The following is a 7992-nucleotide window of genomic DNA, read 5'->3' on the forward strand; positions in this document are numbered from 1 at the left end:
CGCGCGGTCATTTCGGCGTGTTTGGTGGCCGCTACGTCCCCGAGGCGCTGATGGCGGTGATCGAGGAGGTCACCGTTGCCTACGAAAAGGAGCGGGTCAACCAAGATTTCTTGGACACATTGGACAAGCTGCAGGCTAACTATGCCGGCCGGCCCTCGCCGCTCTACGAAGCAACCCGGCTCAGCGAGCACGCCGGCTCGGCACGCATCTTCTTGAAGCGAGAAGACCTGAACCACACCGGTTCTCACAAGATCAACAACGTGCTCGGTCAGGCATTGCTGGCTCGCCGGATGGGAAAAAGCCGGGTCATCGCCGAGACCGGGGCCGGCCAGCACGGGGTGGCCACTGCCACCGCTTGCGCACTGCTGGGCTTGGACTGCGTCATCTACATGGGCGCCGTCGACACCGCCCGACAGGCGCTCAACGTGGCCAGGATGCGCCTGCTCGGCGCCGAGGTCGTCTCGGTGCAGACCGGTTCGCAAACACTCAAGGACGCCATCAATGAGGCGTTCCGCGATTGGGTCACCAACGCTGACAACACCTACTACTGCTTCGGCACTGCAGCCGGACCGCATCCCTTCCCGACCATGGTGCGCGACTTCCAGCGGATCATCGGGATGGAGGCACGCGTGCAAATCCGGGATCAGGTTGGCAGGTTGCCGGACGCCGTCGTGGCGTGTGTCGGGGGCGGATCCAATGCCATCGGGATCTTTCATGCGTTCCTCGACGATCCCGGGGTTCGGTTGGTCGGATACGAGGCCGCCGGTGACGGTGTGGAGACCGGACGGCACGCGGCAACGTTCACCGGAGGTTCGCCCGGAGCCTTCCAGGGATCGTTCTCGTACCTGTTGCAAGACGAAGATGGGCAGACCATCGAATCTCATTCGATCTCAGCGGGTCTGGACTATCCGGGGGTAGGCCCTGAACACGCCTGGCTCAGGGAGTTAGGACGCGCCAGCTACCGTCCGATCACCGACTCGGAAGCCATGCAGGCATTCGGCCTGTTGTGTCGTAGCGAAGGCATCATCCCGGCCATCGAATCCGCGCACGCGGTGGCTGGCGCTCTTCAGCTGGGTGTCGAATTAGGAAGGGACGCTGTCATTGTGGTGAACCTGTCCGGGCGGGGCGACAAAGATGTTGAGACGGCCGCCAAGTGGTTTGAGCTCCTGTGATGACGGTCGAACAACGCGAGGCAAGCAGGCTTGGAGCGCTCTTTGATTCATGCCGGGCGGACGGTCGCGCAGCGCTGATCGGCTACCTGCCCACCGGCTATCCCGACGTCCGCACCTCCGTGGAGGCGATGCTCGCCCTAGTCGAATCTGGTTGCGACATTGTGGAAGTCGGAGTTCCGTACTCGGACCCGGGTATGGACGGGCCTACCATCCAGCGGGCCACTGAGGCGGCACTAAGTGCCGGCGTACGAGTCCGGGACACGTTGGCCGCAGTCGAGGCAATCAGCCGGGCCGGTGGAAATGCGGTGGTGATGACGTATTGGAATCCGGTGCTGCGCTATGGGGTTGACGCATTCGCGCGGGATCTGGCGGCCGCCGGCGGGCAGGGTCTGATCACGCCTGACCTCATTCCCGACGAGGCACAGCTCTGGTTTGCGGCATCTGACGAGCATCGATTGGACCGGATTTTTCTGGTGGCGCCCTCGTCGACGCCCGAACGACTGGCGAAAACCGTCGCGGCGTCGCGTGGATTCGTCTACGCGGCGTCGACCATGGGGGTGACGGGGGCGCGCGATGCGGTGTCGCAAGCCGCGCCCGAGCTGGTGCGAAAGGTGAAGGCAGTGTCTGACATACCTGTCGGTGTCGGATTGGGTGTGCGATCGCGAGAGCAGGCTGCGCAGATCGGATGCTATGCCGACGGGGTGATTGTCGGTTCGGCGTTGGTGTCGGCGCTGGGTGAGGGCTTGCCACGGTTGGGCGCTCTGACGAAGGAACTTGCTGTGGGGGTGCGCGAGAGGACGTCCGCATGACGACAACGTGGCTCGCGTACTTGCCGAGCCCACCGCGTGGGGTGTGGCACCTGGGACCGTTACCCATTCGTGCGTATGCCCTGTTCATCATCGCCGGCATCATCGTCGCCCTGATTATCGGCGACCGGCGCTTTGTCGCGCGTGGCGGAGAGCGCGGTGTGGTCTACGACATCGCCTTGTGGATGGTGCCGTTCGGTTTGATCGGCGGCCGGCTTTATCACCTGGCCACGGATTGGCAGACGTATTTTGGTCAGGGGGGCGCCGGGATTGATGCGGCGCTGCGGATCTGGGACGGCGGGTTGGGCATTTGGGGTGCGGTAGCCCTCGGTGCGGTCGGGGCGTGGATCGGCTGTCGGCGTCGCAGGATTCCGCTCCCGTCCTTCATGGATGCGGTCGCCCCCGGAGTCGTCTTGGCACAGGCCATCGGCCGGCTCGGAAACTACTTCAACCAGGAGCTGTACGGCCGCGAAACCACACTGCCGTGGGGGCTGGAAGTTTTTTACCGCCGGGATCCCGCCGGATTCATCGACGTCCATTCACTCGACGGAGTCTCGACGGGACGACTCGCAGCCGTAGTGCAGCCGACATTCCTGTACGAATTGATCTGGAATATAATGGTATTCGCAGCGCTGATCTATCTGGACCGGCGCTTCACCATCGGCCATGGTCGATTGTTCGGGCTCTACGTTGCGCTGTACTGCGTTGGGCGATTCGGTGTCGAGTTGCTGCGTGATGACACGGCGACACACATCGCTGGCATCCGGATCAATTTGTTCACATCGACTTTCGTATTCATCGGCGCAGTCGTGTACGTGATGCTGGCTCCGAAGGGCCGTGAGGACCCGGCGACCGTGCGGGGCAAAGGCGCTGATGCCGAAGATACCGTGGAACCTGAGCCCGCAGCCGAGCGCGCGGCCGTCGCTGCGGGTTCCAGCGTTGCATCCAGTGCGATCACTGCAGTAGCACCTGTGACCCACGCCGATGGAGAACCGGTTGAGTCGGCAGAAACGGTGACAGCTCTCGACGCAGCCGATCCGGAAGCCGCGACGGCCCAAGTCGCGGAGACCGAATCCGAACAGGCCGAAGCCCAGCAGGCTCAGCAGCCACAGATTGCCGAGGCGGCCCCGTTCCAGACTGCTACGCAAGAGCCCAGAGCCGGGGAACCTGAGCCGAGTTCGGACTCTGCAGCGTCCCCGTCCAGAGAAGCTGATGGTGCTGAGCCGCAGCTGGCTGCGGCCGATGCTGCCGAGCCTGAGGTCCACCAGGCTGAGATAGAAGCGGCCGATGAGCCTGAGCCGGCACCGGATGTCGACACTGCGGCCACCGAAGTCGCGATGACCGATTCGGAGCACGCCGTGTCGCCTGGGTCGGAGGTCGAGCCCGCAGCCGCAGACGCCGCAGCAGCTGAAGAAGCTGAGAAACAGGACGGCGCAGCCGACAGCCCCGGCGCACCGCGGCCGGGCTGGTGGGCACGACTGCGGAACCGGCGGCAGCGGTCCCGCAACTAGCGGCCGATCACCCCGCTGCACGTGTGGCTCGCGCACGAAACACCACATCTGGCATCCTGAAACGGTGACTGACCAGTCGAGTGCGGCAGAGCCCGGCTCGCCACAGCAGCAATCCGGATATCCGCCGCCTTTCCCTCCGCCGTACTATCCGGAGAACTCCGCGCCTGGCGGTTATCACGGCCCGTTCCCTTATGTGGACCCGTCCGCACCCTTCGGTCGGCATCCTGTTACCGGGCAACCTCTGTCGGACAAGTCGAAGACGGTCGCGGGGCTGCTGCAACTGTTGGGGCTGTTCGGTATCGCCGGTATCGGTCGCATCTACCTGGGGCACACCGGGATGGGTATTGCGCAACTGCTCGTCGGCTGGTTGACGTGCGGACTGGGCGCCATCATTTGGGGCGTCATCGACGCGGTGCTGATACTGACCGACAAGGTTCGCGATCCGTGGGGTCGCCCGTTGCGCGATGGAACCTAACCCGGGTTCGGGGGCATCGGGGGAACGCGACCAGCGCGGCCACCGTCTTCGTCGTCTCTACGCAACTGCCGGTTCGGCGGTGCTGCTGGCCGGCGCGCTCGGCTACGTCGGCTTGGTGGACCCGCACCGCACCCACGCCCTGTACCCGCAGTGCCCGTTCAAGTCGCTCACTGGCTGGGACTGCCCGGCCTGCGGAGGCCTCCGGATGACTCACGATCTGTTGCACGGCGATCTTGCGGCCAGCATCAACGACAACGTGTTCTTGCTGGTCGGTATCCCGACCCTGGCCGGGTGGATCGTGCTACGCCGGCGCCATGGCCAATCGGTGTGGCCGATAGCTGCCATCGTCACGCTGCTGGTAGCGATGACGGTATGGACCGTGCTACGCAACCTGCCCGGCTTCCCGCTGGCGCCTGCCGTGGTAAGTCTTTGACGCTATCCGGCGCGGCCCCAGCTTAGTTACCGAAGCCGGACGGGGCTGGTGGCCCACCCGGCGCGGCGCCAAGCCGACTCGCGGCAAAAGTCACCCCTTGCTCGATCGCCGATCCGTCTGCTGCGTAGGTGTCGTGTGCGGCGAAGTTCAGTCCGTCAGAGCACACCGGATCTTCGAAGACGCACACCTTGATGGTCTTTGCCTGATACGTGGGACCAATCACGACCTGCGGCTCGCCGAGGAAGTTCATCGCCCGACCATTCGGGAGTCCGAAGAGGACGACAGCAGAGACGTGTTCGGCAACGTCTGGCGACAGCGGCTTGGGTACGATCGCCGGATCGACACCATCGGGCACGGCAGCCGAGGTGACAAAACCCATGACGGCCGCGCCTTGGGAGTAACCGCCCAGCACCATCTTGGTTTGGGGGCAGGTCCCCGCCATGGAAACGACATGAGCGCCAGCATCTCTAATGCCCTCGACCCCGGTATCCCATTGGTCACTGGCCGGATAGTTGACCGGATATACCCCGAGCGATTGTCCGCCGACTCGCGAGCGCAGCGAATCGACGAAAGCCTGACCGGTGGGACCGACGCCCGGCGGCTCACCAGTCCCACGGGCGAACACCACCTCCACGTCCGGGCATGGGCCGGCGGATGCTGCTGGAACGGGCGAACCGGGTAAAACTACCGAGCCAAGGCCCCACGCTGTCATCACCGCAGGACCAACGAAACGAACGAGGTGAGATGCGATCATGCCGCTGTAGGTGCCCATAGGAGCAGTCTCTCAAACTAAGAATCTTTCAGCATTTTTTTTGCTGCTCTGACGTCCAGTAGCGCGCGGACGCGATAGATCCGGCGTCGCGCCTCCTCGAACGGGCGCTCCGTGCTCGCCTTGTGGCGGCAGCCGAAGTGATGGGCCGTATCAGCGCGGCGCCCCGCAGCCAGCTAAGCGCGACTATGCTGTGACGTCGTGACGAGACGTGGGAAGATCGTCTGCACTCTCGGGCCGGCCACTCAATCGGACGACATGGTCAGAGCGCTGGTGGAAGCCGGAATGGACGTCGCCCGAATGAACTTCAGTCACGGCGACTATGTCGATCACGAAGCCGCCTACAAGCGGGTTCGGTCGGCTTCCGATGCCACCGGGCGCGCGGTTGGTGTGCTCGCCGACCTGCAAGGCCCAAAGATCAGGTTGGGGCGCTTCGCCAGCGGACCGACCTACTGGGCAGACGGCGATACGGTACGGATCACCGTCGGTGAATGCGACGGCGGCCCCGAGCGGGTGTCCACCACGTACCGAAGGCTGGCTCAGGACGCGACCGCCGGTGATCGCCTGCTGATCGACGACGGCAAGCTCGGATTAGTGGTCGATCACGTCGACGGCGACGATGTGGTGTGCACTGTCGTCGAGGGCGGTCCGGTGAGCAACAACAAGGGAATTTCCTTGCCCGGCATGAACGTCTCCGTACCCGCGGTGTCGGAAAAAGACATCGAGGATCTCACGTTTGCGCTGAACCTCGGCGTTGACATGGTGGCACTGTCCTTCGTGCGTTCGCCGTCGGACGTGGAACTCGTCCACGAGGTGATGGATCGGATTGGGCGGCGGGTTCCGGTGATCGCCAAGCTAGAGAAGCCCGAAGCGATCGACAACCTGGAAGCCATCGTGCTGGCCTTCGACGCTGTCATGGTGGCGCGCGGCGACCTGGGAGTCGAGCTGCCGCTGGAAGAGGTGCCGCTAGTGCAGAAGCGGGCCATCCAGGTGGCCCGGGAAAACGCCAAGCCGGTCATCGTCGCGACTCAGATGCTCGACTCGATGATCGAAAGTTCGCGGCCCACCCGTGCCGAAGCATCCGATGTCGCCAACGCTGTGCTCGATGGCGCGGACGCACTCATGTTGTCCGGCGAGACGTCGGTGGGCAAGTATCCGCTGCAGGCGGTCCGGACAATGTCGCGGATCATCTGCGCGGTCGAAGAAAATTCCACGGCCGCTCCGCCGCTGACGCACGTGCCGCGCACCAAGCGCGGAGTGATTTCCTATGCCGCCCGCGACATCGGCGAGCGACTCGACGCCAAGGCCCTAGTCGCTTTCACTCAATCCGGCGACACGGTGCGACGGCTGGCCCGGCTGCACACGCCGCTGCCGTTGCTCGCCTTCACCGATCTGCCTGAGGTACGCAGTCAACTGGCCATGACATGGGGCACCGAGACATTCATCGTGCCGCATATGAAATCGACCGACGGCATGATCCGCCAAGTCGACAAGTCGCTGCTCGAACTCGGCCGCTACAAGCGCGGCGACCTCGTGGTCATCGTCGCGGGCGCGCCGCCCGGCACCGTCGGTTCGACCAACCTGATCCACGTGCACCGGATCGGCGAGGAAGACGTCTAGTTGTCTGATTGCTCAGCTGATTTCCAAGAACTGCTGGCGGTGTTGGACCTGAACCGCGTCGCCGACGACCGGTTCATCGGATCCCATCCCAGCAAGAACCCGCTGCGCACGTTCGGCGGGTTGCTCATGGCGCAGTCGTTCGTCGCCAGCAGCCGTACGCTGACCCGCCAGGACTTGCCCCCTGGCGCGCTCTCGGTGCATTTCATCAACGGTGGCGACATCACCAAGGACATCGAATTTCACGTGGTGCGACTACGCGATGAGCGTCGATTCGCCAACCGACGCGTCGAGGCGATCCAGGACGGCACCTTGTTGTCCTCGGCGATGATCTCCTACATGTCCGGCGGTCCCGGGCTCGAGCACTCGGTTGATCCGCCGGAGGTGGCCGAGCCGCACACCCGGCCGTCAATTGGCGAGCTGCTGCGCGGCTATGAGGAGACCGTCCCGCATTTCGTCAACGCGTTGCAACCCATCGAGTGGCGCTACACCAACGACCCGTCCTGGGTCATGCGGGAAAAGGGTGATCGGCTTCCCTACAACCGGGTCTGGCTTAAAGCTGGAGGCTCGATGCCCGACGACCCCGTGCTGCACACTGCGACGATGTTGTATTCCTCGGACACGACCGTGCTGGACTCGGTGATCACCACCCACGGGCTGTCCTGGGGCTTCGACCGCATCTTTGCGGCGTCGACCAACCACTCGGTGTGGTTTCACCGGCAGGTCGATTTCGACGACTGGGTGCTGTATTCGACCTCGTCTCCGGTTGCCGCAGATTCACGCGGGCTGGGCACGGGGCATTTCTTCGACCGTGCCGGGCAGCTGATCGCGACGGTGGTGCAAGAGGGCGTTCTGAAATACTTTCCCGCCGCGCGCCGATAGGTCAGGCGTAACGTTCCCGGTAGCGAGCGGCTCTCATCGAGAGGTGAGTGTGAAGAATTCGTTAGTTGACGCAGTATCGAGTGTTCGCGCGCGCGAACGCGTCGTCGTTCACGTCGACTCGCTCACGGCCCGTTTCGTTGGCGCGTTGGCGGTGTTTTGCGCGGCATGCTGGCTCATTGCGCTGCTGACCCGCAACTACCGCCACGAGTCCTGGCAGGCCGCCGGGCGGCTGAGTTGGTCGCTGACGATTCTGGCGGCGGTGGCTTTGATCGCGCGCGGCATTTTCCTGGGTCGTCCAGTCACGGCGATGCATGCTATTGCGGCCGC

8 protein-coding genes and 1 pseudogene are annotated in these 7992 nt (G+C 64.1%); 8 read left to right on the plus strand and 1 reads right to left on the minus strand.

What is annotated here, in order from left to right; genetic code table 11:
- The 5 genes from trpB to F0Q45_RS22605 all read left to right on the plus strand — a co-directional run.
- Positions 1-1172, plus strand: a 1172-nt coding sequence (gene trpB, locus F0Q45_RS22585; protein WP_149656038.1) for a tryptophan synthase subunit beta, incomplete at its 5' end; no start/stop codon positions are given.
- On the plus strand, positions 1169-1981 hold the full coding sequence (trpA, locus tag F0Q45_RS22590; protein ID WP_149656039.1) for a tryptophan synthase subunit alpha: 813 nt from the start codon (positions 1169-1171) through the stop codon (positions 1979-1981). The genes trpB and trpA, both read left to right, overlap by 4 nt.
- Positions 1978-3489: a prolipoprotein diacylglyceryl transferase gene (locus F0Q45_RS22595; RefSeq protein WP_149656040.1), complete on the plus strand. Its 1512-nt coding sequence runs from the start codon at positions 1978-1980 to the stop codon at positions 3487-3489. The genes trpA and F0Q45_RS22595 overlap by 4 nt, the downstream gene beginning before the upstream one ends.
- Positions 3490-3535: 46 nt before the next feature.
- On the plus strand, positions 3536-3964 hold the full coding sequence (locus F0Q45_RS22600; protein WP_373425066.1) for a TM2 domain-containing protein: 429 nt from the start codon (positions 3536-3538) through the stop codon (positions 3962-3964).
- Positions 3954-4397, plus strand: a complete 444-nt coding sequence (locus F0Q45_RS22605; protein ID WP_149656042.1) for a DUF2752 domain-containing protein — start codon at positions 3954-3956, stop codon at positions 4395-4397. The genes F0Q45_RS22600 and F0Q45_RS22605 overlap by 11 nt, the downstream gene beginning before the upstream one ends.
- A 22-nt stretch (positions 4398-4419) precedes the next feature.
- Here the strand turns inward: F0Q45_RS22605 and F0Q45_RS22610 are convergent, their stop codons facing one another.
- Complete coding sequence (locus F0Q45_RS22610) at positions 4420-5169, minus strand: cutinase family protein (protein ID WP_149656043.1); 750 nt, start codon at positions 5167-5169, stop codon at positions 4420-4422.
- 198 nt (positions 5170-5367) lie between these two features.
- Here F0Q45_RS22610 and pyk point away from each other — a divergent pair, with 198 nt between their 5' ends.
- The 3 genes and pseudogenes from pyk to F0Q45_RS22625 form a co-directional block, all read left to right on the plus strand.
- A complete protein-coding gene (gene pyk, locus F0Q45_RS22615) occupies positions 5368-6786 on the plus strand; it encodes a pyruvate kinase (protein ID WP_149656044.1) in 1419 nt (472 codons plus the stop codon).
- Positions 6787-7665 (plus strand): acyl-CoA thioesterase II, encoded by an 879-nt coding sequence (locus tag F0Q45_RS22620; RefSeq protein ID WP_149656045.1) that lies wholly within the window; start codon positions 6787-6789, stop codon positions 7663-7665.
- Positions 7666-7708: 43 nt separating this feature from the next.
- Positions 7709-7992 (plus strand): annotated as a pseudogene (locus tag F0Q45_RS22625) (hypothetical protein); the annotation flags it as partial.

The sequence above is a fragment of the Mycobacterium simiae genome (assembly GCF_008370645.1).
GTDB lineage: Bacteria > Actinomycetota > Actinomycetes > Mycobacteriales > Mycobacteriaceae > Mycobacterium > Mycobacterium simiae_A.